Source organism: Chryseobacterium sp. 1B4 (assembly GCF_036631475.1).
Classification (GTDB): Bacteria; Bacteroidota; Bacteroidia; order Flavobacteriales; family Weeksellaceae; genus Chryseobacterium.
Map to the genome: position 1 here is coordinate 192,509 of NZ_JAPNUF010000006.1, position 22,871 is coordinate 215,379.

Annotated in this window: 15 protein-coding genes and 8 pseudogenes; 12 read left to right on the forward strand and 11 right to left on the reverse strand. The window is 36.5% G+C overall.

Translation table 11 applies throughout. The features are described 5' to 3' along the window. Window positions 1–91: 91 nt before the first annotated feature. Window positions 92–1,377 (reverse strand): annotated as a pseudogene (locus tag OWR28_RS06795) (adenylosuccinate synthase). A gap of 177 nt (window positions 1,378–1,554) precedes the next feature. Between OWR28_RS06795 and OWR28_RS06805 the strand changes: the two are divergent. The 3 genes from OWR28_RS06805 to OWR28_RS06815 are packed head-to-tail and all read left to right on the forward strand — an operon-like array spanning window position 1,555 to window position 3,630. Further along, the gene (locus tag OWR28_RS06805) at window positions 1,555–2,139 is read left to right on the forward strand and encodes an HI_0983 family protein (RefSeq protein ID WP_332386005.1); all 585 of its coding nucleotides are present in this window, start codon (window positions 1,555–1,557) and stop codon (window positions 2,137–2,139) included. 7 nt (window positions 2,140–2,146) lie between these two features. Then, window positions 2,147–3,082: an alpha/beta fold hydrolase gene (locus tag OWR28_RS06810; protein ID WP_332386006.1), complete on the forward strand. Its 936-nt coding sequence runs from the start codon at window positions 2,147–2,149 to the stop codon at window positions 3,080–3,082. Further along, entirely contained in the window at window positions 3,079–3,630 is a 552-nt protein-coding gene (locus OWR28_RS06815; RefSeq protein WP_332386007.1) for an AAA family ATPase, read from the forward strand. The genes OWR28_RS06810 and OWR28_RS06815 overlap by 4 nt, the downstream gene beginning before the upstream one ends. A 146-nt stretch (window positions 3,631–3,776) precedes the next feature. Here OWR28_RS06815 and OWR28_RS06820 read toward each other — a convergent pair whose 3' ends face one another. Beyond that, the gene (locus OWR28_RS06820; protein WP_332386008.1) at window positions 3,777–5,366 is read right to left on the reverse strand and encodes an ABC-F family ATP-binding cassette domain-containing protein; all 1,590 of its coding nucleotides are present in this window, start codon (window positions 5,364–5,366) and stop codon (window positions 3,777–3,779) included. Window positions 5,367–5,561: 195 nt separating this feature from the next. Here OWR28_RS06820 and OWR28_RS06825 point away from each other — a divergent pair. The 6 genes and pseudogenes from OWR28_RS06825 to OWR28_RS06850 all read left to right on the forward strand — a co-directional run bounded on the left by OWR28_RS06825 (window position 5,562) and on the right by OWR28_RS06850 (window position 10,889). Further along, window positions 5,562–6,115, forward strand: a pseudogene (locus OWR28_RS06825) (phosphoribosyltransferase). Between the two features lie 117 nt (window positions 6,116–6,232). Further along, window positions 6,233–6,810 (forward strand): annotated as a pseudogene (locus OWR28_RS06830) (adenylate kinase). 55 nt (window positions 6,811–6,865) lie between these two features. Then, window positions 6,866–7,846, forward strand: a pseudogene (gene obgE, locus OWR28_RS06835) (GTPase ObgE). A 335-nt stretch (window positions 7,847–8,181) separates the two neighbouring features. Next, window positions 8,182–8,673 (forward strand): DUF6438 domain-containing protein, encoded by a 492-nt coding sequence (locus tag OWR28_RS06840; protein WP_332386009.1) that lies wholly within the window; start codon window positions 8,182–8,184, stop codon window positions 8,671–8,673. A gap of 93 nt (window positions 8,674–8,766) precedes the next feature. Beyond that, window positions 8,767–9,396: a porin family protein gene (locus tag OWR28_RS06845; protein ID WP_332386010.1), complete on the forward strand. Its 630-nt coding sequence runs from the start codon at window positions 8,767–8,769 to the stop codon at window positions 9,394–9,396. Between the two features lie 188 nt (window positions 9,397–9,584). Beyond that, window positions 9,585–10,889 carry a DEAD/DEAH box helicase gene (locus tag OWR28_RS06850; RefSeq protein WP_332386011.1) on the forward strand — a complete coding sequence of 435 codons (1,305 nt, stop codon included), beginning with the start codon at window positions 9,585–9,587 and terminating at the stop codon, window positions 10,887–10,889. Between the two features lie 42 nt (window positions 10,890–10,931). On the opposite strand, the pseudogene OWR28_RS06855 reads toward OWR28_RS06850, so the two are convergent. The 7 genes and pseudogenes from OWR28_RS06855 to OWR28_RS06885 all read right to left on the reverse strand — a co-directional run bounded on the left by OWR28_RS06855 (window position 10,932) and on the right by OWR28_RS06885 (window position 17,962). After that, window positions 10,932–11,692, reverse strand: a pseudogene (locus tag OWR28_RS06855) (TatD family hydrolase). A 1-nt stretch (window position 11,693) separates the two neighbouring features. Then, window positions 11,694–12,224, reverse strand: a complete 531-nt coding sequence (locus tag OWR28_RS06860) for a DUF4269 domain-containing protein (protein ID WP_332386012.1) — start codon at window positions 12,222–12,224, stop codon at window positions 11,694–11,696. Beyond that, window positions 12,225–13,174, reverse strand: a pseudogene (locus OWR28_RS06865) (GSCFA domain-containing protein). Between the two features lie 75 nt (window positions 13,175–13,249). After that, entirely contained in the window at window positions 13,250–14,221 is a 972-nt protein-coding gene (locus tag OWR28_RS06870) for a polyprenyl synthetase family protein (protein WP_332386013.1), read from the reverse strand. A gap of 101 nt (window positions 14,222–14,322) precedes the next feature. Further along, window positions 14,323–15,465 carry an inorganic phosphate transporter gene (locus OWR28_RS06875; protein WP_332386014.1) on the reverse strand — a complete coding sequence of 381 codons (1,143 nt, stop codon included), beginning with the start codon at window positions 15,463–15,465 and terminating at the stop codon, window positions 14,323–14,325. Window positions 15,466–15,478: 13 nt separating this feature from the next. Further along, window positions 15,479–16,117, reverse strand: coding sequence for a DUF47 domain-containing protein (locus OWR28_RS06880; protein WP_002981301.1), 639 nt, complete (start codon window positions 16,115–16,117; stop codon window positions 15,479–15,481). Between the two features lie 151 nt (window positions 16,118–16,268). Next, window positions 16,269–17,962: pseudogene (locus OWR28_RS06885) on the reverse strand (DEAD/DEAH box helicase). 506 nt (window positions 17,963–18,468) lie between these two features. Between OWR28_RS06885 and OWR28_RS06890 the strand changes: the two are divergent. The 3 genes and pseudogenes from OWR28_RS06890 to OWR28_RS06900 form a co-directional block, all read left to right on the forward strand. Next, window positions 18,469–19,041 (forward strand): annotated as a pseudogene (locus OWR28_RS06890) (DUF2461 domain-containing protein); the annotation flags it as partial. Window positions 19,042–19,306: 265 nt separating this feature from the next. After that, window positions 19,307–20,101 (forward strand): FkbM family methyltransferase, encoded by a 795-nt coding sequence (locus OWR28_RS06895; protein WP_332386015.1) that lies wholly within the window; start codon window positions 19,307–19,309, stop codon window positions 20,099–20,101. Between the two features lie 9 nt (window positions 20,102–20,110). Beyond that, on the forward strand, window positions 20,111–21,610 hold the full coding sequence (locus OWR28_RS06900; protein ID WP_332386016.1) for an oligosaccharide flippase family protein: 1,500 nt from the start codon (window positions 20,111–20,113) through the stop codon (window positions 21,608–21,610). Between the two features lie 34 nt (window positions 21,611–21,644). On the opposite strand, the gene OWR28_RS06905 is transcribed toward OWR28_RS06900, so the two are convergent. Both OWR28_RS06905 and OWR28_RS06910 read right to left on the reverse strand, forming a co-directional pair. Next, complete coding sequence (locus OWR28_RS06905) at window positions 21,645–22,685, reverse strand: hypothetical protein (RefSeq protein ID WP_332386017.1); 1,041 nt, start codon at window positions 22,683–22,685, stop codon at window positions 21,645–21,647. Between the two features lie 10 nt (window positions 22,686–22,695). Next, on the reverse strand, window positions 22,696–22,830 hold the full coding sequence (locus OWR28_RS06910) for a hypothetical protein (protein WP_332386018.1): 135 nt from the start codon (window positions 22,828–22,830) through the stop codon (window positions 22,696–22,698). Window positions 22,831–22,871: the final 41 nt, after the last annotated feature.

Sequence of the window (22,871 nt, forward strand, 5' to 3'; positions counted from 1 at the left end):
TAAGCGGGGAACGAACTTAATGACCTCTTATAAAAACAAAAAAAGAGACCATCCAATGATAGTCTCTCTGTTATTTTTATTTCTAAGAATACTAGAATAATTCTTTTCTGATGATGTTCTGACTTCTTTCAGGACCTACAGAAACTAAATAAACATTGATTCCTAAGTATTTTTCAATAAACTCGATGTATTTCTGAGCTGTGTCAGGAAGTTCATCATAGCTTCTAGCTTTGGTAATATCTTCGCTCCAGCCTGGTAAATCCTGATAGATTGGTTCGTAGTTGTATAGTTTTTCTGTTGACGAAGTGAAATAATCGATGATTTTTCCGTCTTCAGTTTTGTAATGGGTTACTACTTTCAGGTTCTCAATTCCTGTAAGAACGTCAAGCTTAGTGATCACAAGGTTATTAATACCGTTAATCATACAGGCATGCTTTAAAGAAACAAGGTCTAACCAGCCTGTTCTTCTTGGTCTTCCTGTCGTTGCTCCGAATTCACCACCGATCTGTCTGATTTTTTCACCCAGTTCGTTATCTAACTCTGAAGGGAAAGGACCGTTTCCAACTCTTGTACAATATGCTTTTGCTACACCGATCAGGTTCTGAAGTGACGTTGGCGGAACTCCTGCTCCTGAACAAACACCACCTGTAGATGGAGAAGATGAAGTTACATACGGATAAGTTCCGAAGTCGATATCAAGCATTAACGCCTGTGCTCCTTCGAATAAAACGTTTTTACCGTCTCTGATTGCTTCGTTTAATTCTAATTCAGTATCAACGATTCTGTCCTGAAGCTGCTTTCCGATGGCTAAATATTCATTGTAGATTTCTTCAACATCTAAAGCCGGTTTCCCGTAATATTTTTCAAAAAGAGAATTTTTAACTTTTAAGTTTTTCTCGATTTTATCTCTTAAAATCTCAGGATTTAAAAGATCTACCATTCTGATCCCGACTCTTGCAATTTTATCTTCATAACAAGGCCCGATCCCTTTTTTGGTAGTTCCGATCTGAGTTCCCCGTGCTCCTCTTCACGGTAAGTATCCAAAAGGATGTGGTAAGGCATAATCACATGCGCTCTTCTGCTGATAAAGATATGATCTGTTCTCAAGCCTTTGCTCTCGATCTGACCTACTTCTTTAATGAAAGATTTAGGGTTTACCACTACTCCGTTCGCAATGATACATTTCCCTTTGCATTGAAGAACTCCTGAAGGAAGAAGGTGTAGAACGAATTTTTCATCCCCTACATAAACCGTGTGACCAGCATTGTCTCCACCCTGGAAACGCACTACATAGTCCGATTTTGCTGATAAAACATCCGTGATTTTTCCTTTGCCTTCATCTCCGTACTGAAGACCTACAACTACATAAGTTGACATATTTTACTTTTGTTTTTAGATTCGTGCAAAATTACTTTTAAAAAAAATGACGGCCAAATTCTAGAGGATATTTATTTTAAGTTGGGGTGAAAATCATGAGGTTGAATATTATTTCATTTCTATATTTTCACTTTCACACCTATATAAAATGGATTATATTTACTATAAATTTATACAATGAAAATTAAAATTCTGATTTTACTTTTAACAATACCTCTTTTCTACGTGAACGCTCAGAATACAGCAAATGATTATTTAAATATACCAGGTCCCATTAAGTTGAATCAAAAGGAATATAAGCTCGTATGGAGCTCACATCCCAATGAAAACTATTTCAAACAGGAATATATCAGTTCAAATGAAAACGTCAACAGATACAACAGTATGGTGTTGGTCGATTTTGTAAAAGGTGATTTTAACATCAAGGATGTCGTTGATCAAAAAGCAGCTGAATTGCAGGAAATGAAAAAGACCAACCCGGTTGTCAATTATCAGATTTTTGAAAATAAGGAAGAGTATATTTTAGATTTTCTTATCAGTGAAAATTCAAAGGACGGTAAGGAAATACTTATTGCAGAAAGAAATATTTACCGCTATAAAATTATTAGTAATGGGAAGAATAAGGGTGTTCTTCTTTTTGCACTGAGTGAAAGAGGGTATCCTGAAAATCTGGATTCTTTCTTTAATAATTTAAAAACCAATACTTCAAAATTAATTGAAGCGGTTGGAAATTATAAGCTCCCAGATATTGAAATAAAATAATATTCCAATGGTTATGAATTCATCCCAAAAATCAAGTTATTTAGTCTCAAAAATAAACAGCGACTCCCACCTCTTCTGCACTTTATTTTCCCCGGAAACCGCAAAAGCCACCCTGCTCATTGTTCACGGTATGCAGGAACACAGCGGAAGATACGCAGATATTGCGGAATATTTTGCAAGTCATGGAATTGCTGTATTGACTTATGATCACTTGGGACATGGAAAATCGGTAAAGGAGAAAAAAGACATTGGATTCTTCCAGCTTGAAAAACCGGATGAAAGACTTGTGGCAGACGCGGAAATGATGGCTGATTACCTGGCAGAACAATATCCGGATGTTCCCCATTTTATTCTGGGGCATTCTATGGGATCTTTTATCACACGTTGTCTTCTTCAAAAGGCAAGCAGTCAATTTTCAGGAGCTGTCATTACAGGAACCGGCGGACCTTTACCGGGGATAGACTTGTTAAGAGGTTACTTATCTTTAGCGACAGCAATCGCACCTCGTCATCGTACTTTTCTGAATTCTGTTTTTACGAGTGTCAATAACAAGCATTTTAAAAAGGATAAAGATTTCAGTGATACCAGCTGGCTCAGTATTAATCCTGAAAACAGAAAGAAATTTGAAGAGGATGAACTCTGTGGAATCCCGTTCACCCATAATGCTTTTTATACTTTATTTACCATCTATAAAAAAGCTACCGCGAGAAACTGGGCCTCTTCTATTTCAAAATCCTTTCCTTTTTTATTCGTAAGCGGGAAGAATGATCCGATCGGTGATTTCGGAAAAGGAGTCATGCATACGGTCAGCCACTTAAAAGCTGACGGTTTTCAAAATGTAGACGTAAAGATCTATCCGGAAATGCGCCATGAGATTCTGAATGAGGAAATACGGGAAGAGGTACTGAACGGGATTTATAACTGGATGGTAACAAAATCATGAGACTCCATATTTTCGGAGCTTCAGGTTCCGGCGTTACCACTTTAGGAAAAGCACTGTCTGAGAAACTCGATATTGAATACTTTGACAGTGATGATTTTTTCTGGCTTAAAACTGAAGTTCCTTTTACAGAAAAACAAAATCCTGAAATAAGGAACACTATTGTTTCGGATAAACTTCATACCTCTGAAAACTGGATTTTCGGAGGTTCTATTATTCATTGGGGTGAAAATGTATTTCCAGCATTTGACCTGATTATTTTCCTCTATCTTCCTCCTGAAATACGAATGGAAAGACTGAGAAAAAGGGAATATGGAAGATATGGTGATGAAATTTTCACTCATCCGGAAAAAGCTCAAAAATATCAGGAATTCATGGAATGGGCTAAAGATTATGATTACAATACCGGGATTGCCAACAGAACTTTAAAGGCTCATTTGGAATGGCTGTCTGAGATGAATATTCCTTTCATTGAAATTTCAGGGGATTATGAACTGCAACAAAAGATGGATATGATTCTGGATGCAATCAACAGGAAAAGTGAAAAATAAAAAGCAAAATCCCGGTTATGGTCAGCCGGGATTTTTATGATAAGTTTCGGCTAAAGCCGGAAGATTTCTAATCTTATTGATAGACGGGCTAAAGCCCGCCCCTACTGAATATCTGATTGATTCTGTACAAATGCAAAATACAAGCATTAATCCAGCGCTAATTCCCGGTCTATGCCAATTTCTTCCAGGAAAACTTCATCGTGGGAAATCACCAGCAGGGTTCCATGATAGTCTTTGATAGAATGGGTAAGGATTTCCACGTTCTGAAGATCGAGGTTATTGGTGGGTTCATCAAGAATGATCATATCGGGTGCCTTATTGCTGATGGAAAGTCCGCAGAGAAGTAAACGTAAGCGCTCTCCTCCACTCAGCATCCCGCATTTTTTGTCCCAGGTATCTTTTCCGAATAAAAATCTGGACAGTAATGTTTTCACTTCGGATTCCTGCATAGCGCTGTCATTGAAAGTCTGTACAAAATCATACAGTGTTGAGCCATGATCAATCAAAGAATATTCCTGATCAATATAGATACTATTGAATGCTGCCTTGCTTACTCTTCCTTCCGAAGGCTGAAGGCTCCCTAACAAAAGTCTGATCAGTGTCGTTTTTCCTGAACCGTTTGCTCCTTTTATAGAAATTCTGTCTCCACTCCGGATCTCAAGCGTAAGATTTTCCTTCCAAAGTTTCTGTTCTCCATAACTGAAGTTGATATTTTCAGCTGTAATCAGAATTTTTCCTGAATGCAGACTGGAATCATTAAAATTCACTTTCATCTGATCAGAATTTCTTACCGATGAGCGAAGATCCCTTAATTCATGTGAAATACCACTGATTTTCTCCGTATGAACAGATTGCAATTTCGAAGAATTTTTCTCAGCATTATTCCTGAGGGTATTCATCATAATCCTTGCTATCCCGGATTTTTCCTGTTTCCCCTTACCTCTGGCATCCAGCTTTTGTTTTCGTTCCAATGTTTCCCGCTCTTTTTCCTTTGCTTTTTTCAACGCCCGTTCTTTAGCATGAATATCATTATATAACGCTTCTTCCTCTATCTCTTTCTGTTCTGCATAAAAATCATAGTTTCCTCCATACGTAGTTATTCCCTGATTACTTAACTCAAAAATGCTATCAACAAGATTAAGTAATGTACGGTCATGACTTACGATCACGACGGTTGCATCTGTTTTGTCAATAAGATCATACAACAGCTTTCTGCCCTCCATATCCAGATGATTGGTAGGCTCATCCAATATGATAATATCCGGCTGATTGATCTGGATTCCGGCAAGAAAAACTTTGGTTTTCTGTCCTCCGCTCAAGCCTTCCAGTTTCTGGGTAAGTTCAAAATTGCCAAGTCCCCAAAGTTCCAGGGCATGCCGGCATCGTTCCTCAATATCCCAGTCGTCATTGAGTGTTTCAAAATAAATTTCGTCTACCTCCCCGCCGGTGATTTTTTCGAGAGCATGCAGCTTCTGATCTATTTTCAGGCACTCGGCAATAGTGAAATGATTGAAATTCCCGAACATCTGGGGTACATAAAAAACATCTCCCTGAATACTGACATTGCCGCTTAAAGGATGTATTTCACCTGCAATTATTTTCAGCAGGGTAGATTTTCCCATACCGTTATTTCCCACTAAAGCAGACTTGGTATGAGATTGTATTGTTAAACTGGTATGATTAAATAGAAGATTTCCTCCCGGAAACCCAAAGGATATATTTTGCAGTAAAATCATGATTTCTTTCTTAATAAAGGTTAAACACCGATAACACGATGGTTATCGTTTGATCAAATCGGAAAGAAATTATATCCTACATCTCTGTATTTTTGGGTTTTGAAAGAACAAAGATAGCACAAATACCGGATTAAACACAAAAAGATTTTATTGAAAAATCTAAAATCCGTAACTTTGCCTCCTACTAAAAATTTTATGGAAAGCATTAAAGTTCACGACAAAACTTTCGTTCCTTATTTAAAGGATGCCGAAATTCAGGAGATTGTAAAAGAGACAGCGTTAAGAATTTATGAAGATTACAAGGATGAAGTTCCTGTTTTCATTGGCGTTTTAAATGGAGTTGTTATGTTCTTCTCTGATCTTTTAAAATATTACCCGGGGAATGCGAAATTGCCTTCATTCAAATGAGTTCATATGTAGGAACTGAGTCTACAGGAATCGTTTATCAGAAAATGGAACTGACAAAAGATGTGAAAGACCGTCACATCATTCTTGTAGAAGATATCGTTGATACAGGAAATACTGTTGAAAGTCTTTTCAAATATTTTAAAGAAACACAACGTCCTAAATCTGTAAAACTGGCAAGTTTCTTACTGAAACCTGAAGTTTATAAAAAAGATTTCAAACTGGATTATATCGGGAAAGAAATTCCGAACAAATTTGTACTTGGATACGGACTTGATTATGATGAATTAGGAAGAAACCTACCGAATCTGTATCAGCTGGAAGAAGGACAAATCAACCATTAAAGTGCTGTTGGCTATTAGCTGGTAGCTTTTAGCTTAAAATTATATAAAGAAATACATTTAATAATAACTTAAAAAAGCTGAAAGCAAAATGCCAATTGCCGGAAGCGAATCAACATTATGATAAACATTGTTCTGTTCGGCCCTCCAGGAAGTGGAAAAGGAACGCAAGCCCAGAATCTGATCGAAAAATTCAATTTAAAACAGGTTTCAACAGGTGACCTTTTCAGATACAACATGAAAAACGACACTGAACTTGGAAAACTGGCTAAATCATATATCGATAAGGGAGAATTGGTTCCGGATCAGGTAACAACAGATATGCTGATCGATGAGATCAAAAGCCTACTGATACCAATGGTTTTATCTTTGACGGATATCCAAGAACCACTGCTCAGACAGAAGCTTTGGAAAAGATCGTTAAAGAAGTATTACATGACGAGATAGACATCTGTCTTTCATTGGTAGTAGAGGACAAAATTTTGGTGGAGAGGCTTCTGAAAAGAGGTGAAACCAGCGGAAGATCAGACGACAGCAATGTAGAGATCATCGAAAACAGAATTAAAGAATATTATACCAAAACAGCAGAAGTTGCCGAGCTTTATAAGCAGCAGGGTAAATATGTAGAGGTAAACGGTGTTGGAGAAATTGATGAAATTTCCCAAAAACTTTTCGCTGAGGTAGAGAAAATTAAATAATCGGGAATGAGCAAGGGATACAAAATATCGTCCCGCAACCCGCAACACAAACTATATGTCTAACTTTGTAGATTACGTAAAGATCCATTGTAAAAGCGGACACGGAGGTGCTGGTTCTGCCCACCTTCGCCGTGAAAAATATATTCCTAAAGGTGGTCCTGACGGTGGCGACGGAGGTCGTGGAGGTCACATCATCATGAAAGGAAATGCCAACGAATGGATTTTGCTTCCCTCCGATACACCCGTCACGTAAAAGCTGAACGTGGTGAAAACGGAGGAAAAACCAGCTTACGGGAGCTTTCGGAGCTGATGTTTATATTGAAGTTCCGGTAGGAACTATTGCCAAAAATGAAGAAGGCGAAATTATCGGTGAAATTTTAGAGGACGGACAGGAAATCATTCTGATGCATGGCGGTAAAGGAGGTTTGGGAAATGAGCACTTCAAGTCTTCTACCAATCAGACTCCCAGATATGCGCAGCCAGGTCTTCCGGGAGAAGAGGGGTATATCGTTTTCGAGCTTAAAATTTTGGCAGATGTAGGTCTGGTTGGATTTCCGAATGCCGGAAAATCTACACTTCTGGCATCTGTTTCTGCGGCAAAACCAAAAATTGCCAACTATGCTTTTACCACACTGACTCCTAACCTTGGGATTGTAGATTACAGAAATTACAAATCATTTGTAATGGCTGATATTCCGGGGATTATTGAAGGAGCAGCTGAAGGAAAAGGCCTGGGACACAGATTCCTGAGACATATTGAAAGAAACTCTATCCTATTGTTCTTAATTCCGGCTGATTCCGAAAACCATTTCCAGGAGTTTAAAATCCTTGAGAATGAATTAAAAGAATACAATCCAGAATTACTGGATAAAGACTTCATCATTTCTGTTTCAAAATCCGATCTTCTGGATGATGAACTGAAAAAGAAATTGCAGCAGAATTTCCTGAGAACAGACAGCCTTTGTTCTTCTCGGGGGTTACCGGTGAAGGCCTTATGGAACTTAAAGACGCCATCTGGAAACAGCTGCACGGATAAAATTGTACATTCAGTTTCCTTTTACAGTAAAACTGCATTATAAAAAACAGCCTCAGAAAATCTGAGGCTGTTTTTTTATAAAATAATTTTCTCCTGCTAAATATTATTTTTAACCATTAAGAAGGATTTAAGAGATAAGTAAAATTAAGATGAATCATTCTGATTTTAAGCGTGAAGCGAATCTTTATTCTTAATGTTCTTACCATCTTCATTCGATCTTAAGGGTTCAATAAAAATTTAAACTGATTTATCATTTTGTATTTAACATAAAAACAAAAGAACATTTTATCTTTTTGGAACAATTATTGACGTGACCCTTTGAAATTGAAAAAACTATGAAATATTTGCTAACCATTTGTGCAATTGTATTTTTAACATCCTGTACAACCTCTCAAAAAGTAAATTCAAAATATGCTACCATTGAATATGAGGCGACCCCATGTTTTGGATTCTGCCCTGTTTTTAAAATGACAATTAATCAGGACAGAACTGCTGTTTTTGAAGCAGAGCATTTTAATTTTAATGATAAACCTTCAAAAGATGAGTTTTCCAAACCGCGTGAAGGCACTTTTAAAGGAACCATCAAAGAAGAAGATTATAATAAATTAATCAGCTTGCTGGATGGGCTGAATGTAAAAGGTTTGAATGACAAATACGGCGAACACAATATCACAGATCTTCCAACCTCTTATCTGAGAATCAAATTTGCTGACGGAACTTCAAAAAATGTAGAGGATTACGGGAAACGCGGAAGTGAGAAACTTGCAGAGGTGTATCAGTTTTTTGAGAATTTAAGAAAAAATCAGGAATGGAGTAAAGTTAAATAGTTCCATTTAAAAATATTCAATTATATTTGCTACAATAATTCCTCCCAACGAGGAATTATTTTTTTATAAAATTAATAACCATTCAAAACAAACATGAAAAAGAACATTTTTTTCGCTCTGGCATTTGTTTTATCAACAATAAGTAATGCACAAACAACTTCCGAATCTATGAGCTTTGGAGTAAAAGGAGGATATACCTTATCCAGTATGAAATTCTTTAACACACAGCTCGATTCAAAATCTTATTTCTACGCCGGAATCCTGGCTGAGCAGCCTTTGTCCTCTAAGTTTGGCTTGCAGGCTGAAGCAGTATATACACAACTGGGTGGTAAAGACGCCTATCCCTGGTATGAATTGGTAGGCAATGAAGTGGTAAATATGGGTAACATGAACTTTAATTATAAATTCAACCAGATACAGGTTCCCATTTCAGTAAAATATTATATTATTCCAGAGCTTTCTGCTTCTGTAGGGATGAACTTAGGATTTAATATATCATCCAAAGTAAAAATGAATACTGTTTTTGATGAGGCTGAAACGCACAATTACGAATCTTTAAAAACCTTGAATTTATTTCCATTTCTAGGTGCAGAATATAAACTTAATGAAAAGTTTTTTGTGGATGCCAGGTACAATTTTAACTTCATAGAAATGAATAAAAATAATTCGGTTCCTATTAAAACCGGATTCCTGCAGGCTGGTGTAGGATATAGATTTAAATAAATTTCAGATTTTCATATCAATACAATGGCTGCTCAGGTATGAGCAGCCATTTAAATTTTACAGGTCAGTTATATTTTCACTAAAGACATAAAACGTTAAAATATATCTTAATTTTTTTTAGACTACCTTTGCAGAATGTAATTCTTTCAGACTGAAGGAATTTTTATTTAAATTTTAAAATAATTCATTTGAATTTTACAGACTTAAACTTAATAGAACCTATTGCGAAAGCAATCCAGGAGCAGGGTTACACGACTCCTACTCCTATCCAGGAAAGATCTATTCCTGATATATTAGACGGCAGAGACTTTTTAGGCTGCGCACAGACCGGAACTGGTAAAACAGCTGCTTTTTCTATTCCCATTCTACAGAATTTATCTAAAAATAAAATTCCCAATAAACATATAAAAGCATTAATCCTTACTCCAACCAGAGAACTGGCCATTCAGATTGAGGAAAATATCAATGCTTATGGTAAATATCTTCCGTTAAAGCAACTTGTTATTTTCGGGGGAGTAAAACAAGGAAATCAGGAAGCTGCATTGAAAAAGGGAGTTGATATTCTTGTTGCAACACCAGGAAGACTTTTAGACTTCATTGCACAAGGAATCATCAGCTTAAAAAATCTGGAGATCTTTGTTCTTGATGAAGCAGACAGAATGCTGGATATGGGATTTGTACACGATGTAAAAAGAATCATTAAACTTTTACCTCAGAGAAGACAGACTTTATTCTTTTCAGCAACAATGCCGGGTGAAATTCAGAAGCTGGCTAACTCAATTCTGAACAATCCTGTGAAAGTGGAAGTAACACCAGTATCTTCTACAGCAGATACCATTAAGCAATCTGTATATTTCGTTGAAAAAGACAATAAACTGAACCTGCTTTCTCACATTCTGAAAAATGATATTTCAGATTCCGTACTGGTTTTTGCAAGAACCAAACATGGAGCTGATAAGATTGCAAGAAAACTTCAGAAAGACAATATTTCTGCTGAAGCCATTCACGGCAACAAGTCTCAGAATGCAAGACAAAATGCTTTGAACAACTTTAAATCCGGAAAAACAAGAGTTCTGGTAGCAACGGATATTGCAGCCAGAGGAATTGATATCGACGAACTGAAATTCGTAATCAATTTTGAGCTTTCCGACGTTTCTGAAACCTATGTACACCGAATCGGAAGAACAGGAAGAGCCGGAGCTGAAGGAACCTCCATTTCTTTTGTAGACGGCCTTGACCTTTTAAACTTAAAGAACACAGAAAAGCTGATCGGGAAGAAAATTCCTGTAGTTAAAGACCACCCGTTCCATACGGATGATCTGGTTGCACAGAAAAGAGATTCCAATAACAAACCAGTTCCTGCAGGGAGTGAAAAACCTAAAGCAGGCGGCAGCAATAACTCAAGATCCAATAACAATCGTAAAAAGCCTTCTGCGGGAGCTTCAGTAGGATTTAAAAAACCTAAGAATAAGAATTTCACCAGAAAGAAATAAAAACAAACCCTTTTCAGTTTTGAAAAGGGTTTGTTTTTGTCTTTATTTAAAAAGATTCTTAGCATTCTCAGTAGTAATTCTATCTATTTCCGAGAAGTCCTTTCCATAAATATCCACCAGTTTTCCGGCTACCAGGTCAAGATATGAGCTTTCGTTTCTTTTTCCTCTGTGAGGAACCGGAGCCAGGTATGGAGAATCAGTTTCCAGAACAATCTTATCTAATGGAATTTCACGCAGAAACTGGTCTATCTTCCCGTTTTTAAAAGTCACTACTCCACCGATGCCTAATATAAAATTAAGATCAACAGCATGCTGTGCCTGTTCAAGATTCCCGGAAAAACAATGGAAAATTCCTCTCAGCTTCGGGTGTTTCTTTCTTTCCAGCACCTCAAAGGTTTCATCAAAGCTTTCTCTCGTGTGAATCACGATTGGAAGGTCTTTTCTATTGCCCAATCGATCTGCTGTTCAAAAGCTTTCACCTGAATATCCAGTGTTGTTTTATCCCAGTACAGATCGATCCCGATTTCTCCGATGGCAGGAAAATGTCTCTGATCAAGATAATTTTTCACAATTTCAAGTTCTTTCTCCCAGGATTCCGGTTTTACATAACATGGATGTAACCCCATCATTGAAAAAATCTGTCCCGGATATTCTGTTTCCAGCTGCAGCATTTTTTCATGGGATTCAGAATCAATGGCAGGAAGATAAAATTCTGTAATTCCTTTGTCTAAAGCCCTCTGGATAGCTTCTTTTCTATCTTCATCAAATTCTTCTGCGTACAGATGTGTATGTGTATCAATCATTTTATTTAAATTTCAACAGATCTTCATAAGGATTTTCAAGTCCCAGCAACAATCCGAAAGCCGGTTCTGTTTTTATACCCTGTTTTTTCAGTTCTATTATTTTTTGTTTAAATTCTTTTCCCTTTTCCTGTAATATTTTGTATTCAGCAATCATATGAAGGTATGCATTCTGCTCCGTTGTCGGTTTATTCTGTCCAAAAATTTCAATGGGAAATTCATCCAGTATGAAATTTAATGTAATGCATTTTTCACCGTTTATGATAGGATATTCAACTTTCGTTTCCACATCGTGAGGAATAAACCTGCTGAACATCAAATCATCCAGAAAATCTTTTTCGAATCCCAGATTCACCTCAAAAATAAGATCCAGATCACTTCCTTCTATATCTATTCCAATAGGAACAGTTCCTGCTAAAATAGGTGAATACACCTTTAGTTTCTCAAAAAAGCGATGTTTTGTAAGAAGTTCATAAGCTCTCTTCTGCCTTTCATTTCCGTCTTTCAGATAATCAATCTTAGTAAAATCGGGCATTTAGAAAATTTTATGTTTTACTTTCTTACGCTGATTATCTATTCTTTGATCAAGCTTTTCTCTGAACTCAATAAATTTTGGATCCTTCTTATCATTGGTTTTATGCTCTAAGGCCTTGATAATTTTAAAATTCTCCTTGATAAAATCCTTGGTTTCGTCAGAAAAATAAGCATTCCCGAATTTCTCGAAAATATAATTGACAGCCTGTGCACTGGGATGAATCATATCCTCTTTATAAAAACGGTAATCCCTCAGGTCATCCATTAAAACTTCATAAACCGGCAGGTAATGACAGTCTTCAAACATTGAAATTGATTCATGAACAGCGGTAATCAGTTTGGATTTACTTAACTGGTTTTCTACCATTCCATCCTTGGTATGCCTTACAGGTGAAACCGTAAACAGGATCTGTACCCCTTCTTTACAGATGTCTTTAAGATCCAGAATCGTCTGGTAAATCGAACTGGTCAGTTCCTGATGGGAAAGCAGTCTTTTTTCAAAAACTTCTGTGGAATTTTGTGACAGTTGGCGACCAGCTTATTTTTGGGCAGAAACTCATAAATAAATGATGATCCATAGGTAATGATGATCCAGTCGGCTTCCTGCAAAAAGGCATTTCCGGCTTCAATGGCACTGTTAATTTTATCTAAGGTCTGATGAATATAACGGGTATCAAAACTGGTGTGGTGGTCCAGAGAAATATATTCATCATTGTAAGTAATCAGTTCCTCTTCCTCATAAAACGCGGAATCATGTAATCTGTTGACTGCATTATTGATAGAATAAGGATTGAAAATGGTACCAAAAGGATTATTTAAAGTCTGAAGCTGCCCGTCCTGAAGTAAGTCTGTCATTTCAGAGGCAAAACATGAACCTATCGAAAATATTTTATCTTCAATTTCAATCTTTTTATCTGATGCGGGGATATCAACTTCTGTTCTGAATTTCATTGTATAGGGGTTAGGTTGCAGGAAACAGGTTGCAGGTAATTGCTGCTACCTGCGGCCTGCCATCTGTTACCTATATTAACTTTCTCTTCTCAGCAAATAATTGGCCAGTTCGATAAAAGGTTTTTTCTTTTCTTCCGGAACATCTATTTTCTGAAGGTAGCTTTGTCCGATTTCATTATGCTTTTCGATCAAACGCAGCGCTTTTTCATCTACTTTTGTTCTTCTGAAAATCTTTTCAACCCCGTATACCTTATCTACATTTTCAGTTTTTTTAGAATACCAGTAATCCAGTTCTTTTCTTTCTTCATCGGTAGCGTGCTCTCTTGCCAGCAGATACAGAACCGTTTTCTTGTTTTCATAAATATCTCCGGCATGCTTTTTCCCGAACTGAGCCTGGTCTCCGAATACATCTAAATAGTCATCCATGATCTGGAAGGCAATTCCAATATGTTTTCCGAAGTTGAAAATCGCTTTGGCATCTTTGAAATCTGCTTTTGCAATCAAAGCTCCGATCTCGAATGAAGAAGCACTCAGAACACCTGTCTTGTAAGTAATCATTCTGATATAATCGTCAAAAGTAACATTTTCCTGAGTCTCAAAATTGATATCATACTGCTGTCCTTCGCATAATAAAAGCCCTGTGTGGGTAAATATTCTGATACATGCTTTGAAAATTTCAGGTTCAAGATCTTCAAAGAATTTATAGGCTTTAAGCATCAGTCCATCTCCGGAAAGGATTCCCACGTTAAGACCATGCAGGGTATGAATAGTAGGCTTATTTCTTCTTAAAGGCGCTTCATCCATAATATCGTCATGAATCAGCGTGAAATTATGGAAAAACTCGATTGCCAGTGCAGGTTTGATTGCCTGTTTAAGATCTCCTCCGAACATCTCACACGCCATAAGCACCATAATGGGACGAAGACGTTTTCCACCATGGGAAATAATATAGTTCATCGGTTCATATAATTCCGAAGGTTTGTCTTTAAAAGTATATTTAGTGATGGCGTCCGCAACAATCTGCTGGTATCTGTCTAAAAATTCCATAAAATCTTATAATTTGAACAAAAATACGATTTTTCAAGGCTTTATAAAACAAAAACTTTGCCCATTTGGACAAAGTTTATATGATGGTTATGCGTTATATCTTAAGATAAGAAAGTCACCACAAGATAGGTAATTCCTGCTACAATGGCAGAGATTGGAATTGTTAATACCCAAGCCCAAAGAAGGCTTACCGTAATCCCCCATCTTACAGCCGAAACTCTTTTTGTTAATCCTACCCCGATAATGGAGCCTGTAATGGTATGAGTTGTAGATACAGGAATACCGAAGTGGTCTGTGATGAATAAAGTAATAGCACCTGCAGTTTCTGCACTTACCCCTTCTAATGAAGTTACTTTAGTAATCTTGGTACCCATTGTTTTGATGATTTTCCAACCACCGCTCATGGTCCCTAAACCAATAGCAAGGAATGAAACCAGAGGAACCCAGATATAATGCTGAGCAAAATAGTCAAAACGTTCTGCAGAAGGAATATTCAGATACTGTACATCCTGAAGCATGTTAACGTGGTAATAGATTACTGCTGCACCAATGATCCCCATTACTTTCTGTGCATCATTCAAACCGTGTCCCAAGCTGAATAAAGCTGAAGAAGCCAGCTGCAGCCTTTTGAAAGACTGGTCTGCCTTGTGCGGGTTTGATCTTTTATAAAGGTGTATAATAATCAATGTAATGATAACAGAGATAATCATCCCTATAATCGGAGCCATGAAAATGAACAGGAAGATAGGAATTACTTTATCAAACTTCACCACACTCTGATGTGTTACCTGATTAAAGGCTTCTTTAATGGTGCCCCATGTTCCAAGATCCGGCTGTGCTGCTGCCACATCATGATAATCCATCATAAAAGCATGCATAAGAGCAGCTCCCAGGAAACCTCCGATCAGTGTATGTGATGATGATGAAGGGATCCCGAACCACCATGTAAGCAGGTTCCAGGCAATAGCTGCCACAAGACCGGAAAATATAACTTCAAGGGTGATAAAATTCTCATTAACTGTTTTGGCAATTGTATTACCAATTTTGAATTCTCCAATGATATAAGCAGCAATGAAAAAAGCTGCAAAGTTCCAAAGCGCCGCCCAAAGTACAGCCTGGAATGGAGTTAAAACTTTTGTAGAAACTATAGTCGCAATTGAGTTGGCAGCATCATGGAAACCATTGATATAATCGAAGATCAGGGCCAGCGCAATAATAACTATAAGTAAAATAGGAAATTCCATTTTTTGCTATGTATTAGGCGTATTTAATCATGATGTTCTCAATCGTATTGGCAACATCTTCTGCTTTGTCCGTTACAACTTCAAGGTAGTTCAGTACAGATGAAACTTTAATAATGTTGATGGCATCATTGGTTTCAAATAATTCTACCATTGAGTTGGAAAGCAGGTCGTCTGCAATATTCTCAATAGAGTTCACCTTAATACAAGCTTCTTTCACCTGTTCCATATTTTTAAACCCTTTCAGGTTTTTCATGGCATTCTGAATTTCAAGACATGCTTTATGGATCAGTAAGGAGAAGTCTGAATAAGCCTTCATCTCAGGTGATTTGTAAAGGAAAATATATTTTGTGGAAGCGTAGATATAATCAGCAATATCATCAAGTCCTGTTGCCAGCGTGTGGATATCCTCACGGTCAAAAGGTGTAATGAAGTTTTTCCCTAATTCTACGAAAATTTCGTGTGTAAGTTCATCATTCTTGTGTTCGAAGTCACTCATTTTCTTCAACATTGAATCATCATTAAGATCGAAATCCTTGATTCCTGTGTTGAATTCTTCTGACATTGCAACTAGATTTTCAGTTACTTTTTCGAAAAGTACAAAGAAGATTTTATCTTTTGGTTGAAAAGCGTGGAAAATATTACCAATTCCCATTTTTTAGTATTTATAATTCGTGTGCAAATTTCTTAAAAAAGGATTGTACGTGAAACTATATAACATTAAGTTTTGTTAACATTCGCTTAACAACTGATTATCAAATAAAAAAACCGGCGCTAATGCCGGTTTTGTATGGTTGGGAAAGAGATTAGTTTGCCACTTCAGCTCTCATATCTTTTCCTTTAAATTTCATGGATTGAATATTGCTCAAAACATTGTCTTTGAACGATTTTTCAACTTCGAAGAAAGAGAATTTCTCTAAGATTTCAATATCACCGATTTCAGCTCTTTTCTTGCTTTTTCCGCCAGCAGTAGCTTTGTTGATAATATCTAAAACATCAAGTTTCTTTAAATGGTCTTTTTTACCAAGATTAAAGAAGAATCTTACCATGTTTTCATCCCTTCTTCTTGGTTTTCCGCCACGATCTCTGTCTCTGTCACGACCTCTATCTCTGTCACGACCTCTATCTCGGTCTCTGTCACGTCGGTCTCTTCTTGAGTAATCATCATCTCTGCTGCTTAATTTCTGCTCAACAAGATCATGCTTGTCTTTGTAGTATAGAGCAAGATCTCTCAATTGGAACTGCAGAAGCTGGTGTACCAGTTCTTCTTTTGTAAAATTGCTCAGATCCGGGATTAAGCTGTCATCAAATTCGAAAAGATCTTCGTGCTCCGTCAATAATTTTTCGAATACACCTCCTACCTGAGCTTTGATAATATCATCACCTGTAGGAATCGTTCTTTCATGAATTTCAATTTTTGTTGCAGACTTGATCTGTTTCAGTTTTCTGCTTTCTTCAGGCTTGATTAGAGCCATAGAAATACCGTCTTTTCCGGCTCTACCTGTTCTTCCGCTTCTGTGAACGAATACTTCAGGATCATCCGGTAAAGAGAAGTGAATAACGTGAGTCAGTGAGTTTACATCCAGCCCTCTTGCTGCAACATCTGTCGCTACAAGAATATCGATATTTTTCAATCTGAATTTCTTCATTACCGTATCTCTCTGCGCCTGAGAAAGATCACCGTGAAGAGCATCCGCTGCATATCCGTTCTGCATTAAGAAATCAGCAACCTCCTGAGTTTCCATTCTCGTTCTGCAGAAGATAATAGAATACTGGTTAGGGTTGGCATCGATTAATCTTTTCAATGCTTCTTTTTCTGGCGGTACCCTACAACATAATATTCGTGCGTAATGTTCTTCTTCACTTCATTGATAGAACCTACAGAAATACGGTGAGGTTTTGTAAGGTAATTTTTGGAAATTCTTTCCACTTCTTTATTCATCGTTGCAGAGAATAAGAAAGTCTGTTTTGTTTCCGGAGTTTCGCTTAGAATGGTTTCCAATTCATCTTTGAATCCCATTGAAAGCATTTCATCAGCTTCGTCTAATACCAACCAATGAATCGCAGAAAAGTCTAATGCCTTTCTGTTGATAAGATCTATTACTCTTCCCGGAGTTCCCACAATGATTTGAGGTTTGTCCTTCAAAGATCTCATCTGCTCTACAATACTACTTCCACCATAAACCGCAGTAGTTTTGATGTCTTTCATGTACTTAGAGTAATTCTTTATGTCTTTAGAAATCTGAAGACATAATTCCCGTGTCGGACAAAGCACCAATAATTGGATTTTGCGACTCGTATCGTCAATCATATCCAAAATCGGAAGCGAAAACGCTGCTGTTTTGCCTGTCCCTGTCTGCGCAAGTGCGATCAAGTCGCGAATATCTGAAAGAATAAAAGGGATAGTCTGTTTTTGGATTTCTGTTGGGCTTTCGTAACCCAGTTCGCCAATTGCCTTAAGGATATCAGGACTTAAATTGGTTTCCGTAAATAAATTCATTAACTATTTTAAAATTTTTGCAAAGATACAATAAATATTTGATTTGTTTTTGAATAAATTTTTAAATATGCAAACTTAAATTCACAATCCTTTAATATATCTTCGATTTTTAGAAAATTAAATCTAAAAAAAGAGGCTTCAAATTAAAAAGTTATTAAACATTATTTTTTTTTATTAAATTGGATTGATTTTTTCCGTACTATTTATGAATTTTCGAAAATAATGCCATAAAAAATATTTTTTTTGACATTTTCCCTGTCTGTTTAAACAGATTATTGAGATATGAATAGTTTTTGTACATTTGAATTGTGACATTCGGGATGCAGGATGCGAGAGTTCGGGTTACGGAGATTCGGGATCCGGGTTCAGAAACTGTTTTGAATATCATAATAATGAAAAACACCTTACACAAATATGTCTGCAAGCATTTCTTCCAAAACATTTGATTTTTTAAAAAATTAAATAAAAACAACAACCGCGAATGGTTTAATGAGAACAAAAATCTTTACACGGAAGCTCAGCAAAATGTGGTTTCGTTTTTAGATGAACTGATTAAAGAGATGTCCGGTTTTGATGAAGAGCTTGCGAAAATCGACAGTAAAAAAGCCCTGTTCAGAATTTACAGAGACACCCGTTTTTCTAAAGACAAATCGCCTTATAAAACCAATTTCGGGGCTTCTCTGGGAATGGGAAAAGGAAACCAGAAGGGAGGCTATTACCTTCATATGGAACCCGGAAAATCCTTTTTGGCAGGAGGAATTTATATGCCCGAATCTTCTGTACTGAAAGAGGTTCGTAAGGAAATTTCGCTGTATGGGGATGATTTCCTTAAAATCCTCAATAATAAAGACTTCAAAAAACATTTTCCCGAACTTGATCAGGACGACAAACTGAAAAAAATCCCTCAGGGTTTCGAAAAAGAAGATCCTATGGGAGAATATCTTAAGCTTAAAAATTTCATCGTGGTATACGCTCTGAAAGATGATGAAGTGCTGGATAAAAATGCAGTAAAGAATATGAGCAGAATTTTCAGACTGATGAAGCCTTTCAATGATTTCCTGAACGCTCCTTTTCTTTGACACTTGACTTATTTTTTGACAACAATAATTCATATTTTCAGAGATGACAGCCGTATTTTGGCAAAAGTATTTCCCGGCAACTCTTTTGATAAGATTTTCAGAAGATAAACAGAGCACTTTAACAAACTGAAAACACATTAAGATCCAAAGGATTACAAAAACAAACCATCTAAACACATACTGAAAATCAACTTATTATCATTAACATTTTTTAAGAAAAGTTTTACATTTTTACGTATCTTTGCTGTTCGCCAAAAAGCCAACAATGTCTTTATACCAAAAAATTGCAGAAAAACTACAGTATATAAGTCCGAACTTCTACAAAAAAAGATATTTTAAGACTTTAAATAATCTTAATAAAAATAATTTTTCGGAACGCAATGTAGAACCGGAACTGGTATGGATTAAAGAATACCTTCCTAAAAATGCAGTGATATTGGACATCGGTGCTAATGTAGGAACCTTTCTTTATCAGCTGGAGAACAAATTGGATCATGAGCAGATTTATGGTTTTGAACCCAATAAAAAGCTTTACCGGAGATTGAAAAGGTTATTTCCGGCAATGCATATCTTTCCACTGGCTCTTTCTGATGAAAACAGGATTGCAGAGTTCAAAGTACCTGTTATTAACGGAAAAACAATTGCTTCACGCGGTACTTTAAACACTTCTTATAAAGAAAAAGGGGAAGAGAAAAGCTATACGGAGAAGGTAAAGGTTATCAAACTGGACGAATGGGCTGCACTGGAGCATTTCAACAGGCTTGATTTCATCAAAATAGACGTTGAAGGAAACGAAATAAAAACATTATCCGGGGCGAGAGAAACCATCAGACGATTCCAGCCGACTTTAATGGTCGAAATGGAACAAAGACACCACAACACGCCTATCTGGAACGAAATAGCTGAAGTAATGAGCTGGGGATATGACGCCAAATATCTGAACAGAGACAGCTTTAGGCTTGAAAATCTTACAGAAGATATTATCACACAAAATACAAACGACGAAAAAAATAAAACTCAGTACATCAACAATATTATTTTTATACCTAAAAACATTTAAAACAACTTTATGAGTGTAGTAGCGAGACAAGGCTTCAAATATTCCATTATCGGTTATATTGGTTTTTTGCTGGGCACCGTTTCCGCAATATTCATATTTCCGAATGATTTTGAATTTTATGGAAAGCTGCGCTACATTCTTCCCACTGCAGAAATGCTGGTTCCTTTTGTAGTATTGGGGATTTCGTATTCGAACGTAAAGTTCTTCCACACCGTGGAAAGAGATGGTAAAAAGCAGAACATGTTGTCACTTTCGCTTCTTACTGTTTTTATCAATTTTCTTATTTTCACAGTGGTATTTTTCGTACTTCCCTATTTTTATCCGAAGTTCAGGCATTCAGAAGCATGGAAGATCAAAGAAATGATTCTTCCGCTGATTTTAATCCTTTCATTTTGTGCTATTTTTAATAAATACACTTCCAATTATAAGAGAATTGTAGTTTCCAATATTTTCGATAATCTGTTTCCGAAAATAGCCAATCTGGGAGCATTCTGTCTGTTTTTCTTTGCTTTATCCCAGCATATCAGTGCAGCAATATCACAAAAAATAGCGTTTGCTTTCTTTTTCGGAATTTTCTTTTTGATGCTTTTGGGTTACATTTATTACACCAATAAGCTTGAAAAGATTCAGCTGGATTTTAATACAGATTATTTTAAAAAGAATAATTTCTGGAAAGAGTTTTTCAATTACAGCTTCTTCGGATTTCTGGGGACTTTCGGGAATTACCTGGCCATCAACAGTTTTATGATCGGGGAATTTATGGGGATGGAAGAGGTAGGAATTTACTCGGTTTTATATGCCCTTATTTCACTGATTTCTATTCCACAGCTGGGATTGTTCAATATTTCCGCTCCTATCATTAATAAAACATTGGCAGACGGAGATATGATAGAACTGGACAGGTTCCATAAGAAAACATCTTTAACACTGTATTTCCTGGGTGCCGTTTTATTTTCCTGTATTATGGTTGGCTTCCCTTATCTGACGCAATTTATGCCAAAAAACGGAACCATGCTCAGAGAATATGAGCCTGTGGTATGGATCTGGGGTTCTGCTGTATTGATAGATCTTGCTACCGGCTTCAATGGAAATATTATTTCACTGTCAAAATATTACAGATTCAATATTCTGGTAATGCTTTTACTGGCGGGATTAACGATCGGACTGAATTATTATTTCATTAAGAACACGGATCTCAAACTCATTGGAATTGCTTTATCTACGGCAATTTCACTTACGATCTACAATGTTGTGAAAATCGTTTTCAATTATATTGTCTTTAAGGTTTCGCCTTTGAGTATTGAAATGATTTTTGTCTCTATCATATGTACGCTGGCAATTACAGTAGCGATCGTACTGCCGAATTTCAACAGCAATCTGCTTAATCTTGTTTACAAGCCTGCAGTTGTCCTGATACTCATCTATATTGGAAATTATTTCACAAAAATATTCCCTGTTGAAGAGTACCTGAATATGAGGTTTATTAAGAGTGTGTTTAAGATTAAATAAACATTTCCAGCTTTAATGGCTGGAAAGCCTGAGATCAGATTAAGGTGTGTAAAAACTGCTCCAGTTTTTTCTGAATTTCTTTCTTACCATACGTTTTGTAAAAATCAAATGAGGCTTCTGAAAGTGCAGTTAATTGATCAATAACATTTTCTTTCTCAGGAATAATAAAGTTTAGTTTTGAAGGATAATTTCCGGGAAAAACAGCCAGTTTTCCATACGCTATGGCATCCCCAAGGTTTCCTGTCATTTTAGTCAGCCCATACGTTTCTTTCATGCTGAAAAACTCCGTCTCCTGCTGAATAGGGCACCATAAAACATCTGCTTTCTGCATCCATTTTTCAAAATCTTCAGGTGAAACCCTTTCAGAAAAATAAGTGATTTCAATATTTCCTGGCAATTTCTCAGACAACTGTGCGAGTTGTTTTAATTCATGTCCACTTGCTTTTCCCAGGAAAACAAACCTGCAGGGTTTATCCATCTTCAGATTCTGAATAGTTTTAAAAATATAGGCGTAATCCCTTCTCTTTTGAGAAACTCCGCCGGGAATAAGTACAATAAGATCTTCATTTTTTGTTTTGTCAAAATCCCTAGTATAAAACAGCGGCAGAAACTGATACCTTCCTGAGATTAAAGCTTCATCCAGTACCAAAAGGGATCCGGAGGTCTGATATACTTTGGTTTTGTAGAATAGTCCTTCTTTCAGCCACAGTTTTAATCTGAAAACAATATCTCCCTTGAAAACACTTTTTATCAGATCAAATTTTGATGCTTTGATGAAATTAAGATTATGGGAAATAACTGCTGTGTTGTATTTTTTTGTTATCGCTAAAAATGTATTAAAATAACGGTGAACCGTCCCAATAACCACGAGATCATAATCTTTCCCTTTTAACTGATCCAGAATCATAGAACTGTCTGATAAAAACACGGATTCGTCACCATGATTTATCTGATCTTTGATTCTTTTTGAAAAATAATAGTCTACCGCAAACTTCTGAGAATCTTTCATAATATCCATGAAAGCCTTGGCAATTTCTGCGTGGGTGTCTATTTCTATGTAAGCTATTTTTTTCACGCTTTGGAAGTTAAGTTTGGGCTAAAGCCGATGGATTTTTATTTTTTTGATTAAACGGGCTAAAGCCCGTTCCTATTGAATTTTTCCAATAATGATTAAAGCATTCTACAATTTCTGTCCTTACACTTTTTACATCTTCAGCCACTTTTTCTTCAACATTTTCCAGCGTTGGTCATTTACAGCTTT

Coding starts and splice junctions, on each gene's coding strand:
- OWR28_RS06805 (WP_332386005.1), top strand. CDS start 1,555: ATGAAAATTAAAATTCTGATTTTACTTTTAACAATACCTCTTTTCTAC.
- OWR28_RS06810 (WP_332386006.1), top strand. CDS start 2,147: ATGGTTATGAATTCATCCCAAAAATCAAGTTATTTAGTCTCAAAAATA.
- OWR28_RS06815 (WP_332386007.1), top strand. CDS start 3,079: ATGAGACTCCATATTTTCGGAGCTTCAGGTTCCGGCGTTACCACTTTA.
- OWR28_RS06820 (WP_332386008.1), bottom strand. CDS start 5,366: ATGATTTTACTGCAAAATATATCCTTTGGGTTTCCGGGAGGAAATCTT.
- OWR28_RS06840 (WP_332386009.1), top strand. CDS start 8,182: ATGAAATATTTGCTAACCATTTGTGCAATTGTATTTTTAACATCCTGT.
- OWR28_RS06845 (WP_332386010.1), top strand. CDS start 8,767: ATGAAAAAGAACATTTTTTTCGCTCTGGCATTTGTTTTATCAACAATA.
- OWR28_RS06860 (WP_332386012.1), bottom strand. CDS start 12,224: ATGCCCGATTTTACTAAGATTGATTATCTGAAAGACGGAAATGAAAGG.
- OWR28_RS06870 (WP_332386013.1), bottom strand. CDS start 14,221: ATGGAATTTTTAGACAGATACCAGCAGATTGTTGCGGACGCCATCACT.
- OWR28_RS06875 (WP_332386014.1), bottom strand. CDS start 15,465: ATGGAATTTCCTATTTTACTTATAGTTATTATTGCGCTGGCCCTGATC.
- OWR28_RS06880 (WP_002981301.1), bottom strand. CDS start 16,117: ATGGGAATTGGTAATATTTTCCACGCTTTTCAACCAAAAGATAAAATC.
- OWR28_RS06895 (WP_332386015.1), top strand. CDS start 19,307: ATGTCTTTATACCAAAAAATTGCAGAAAAACTACAGTATATAAGTCCG.
- OWR28_RS06900 (WP_332386016.1), top strand. CDS start 20,111: ATGAGTGTAGTAGCGAGACAAGGCTTCAAATATTCCATTATCGGTTAT.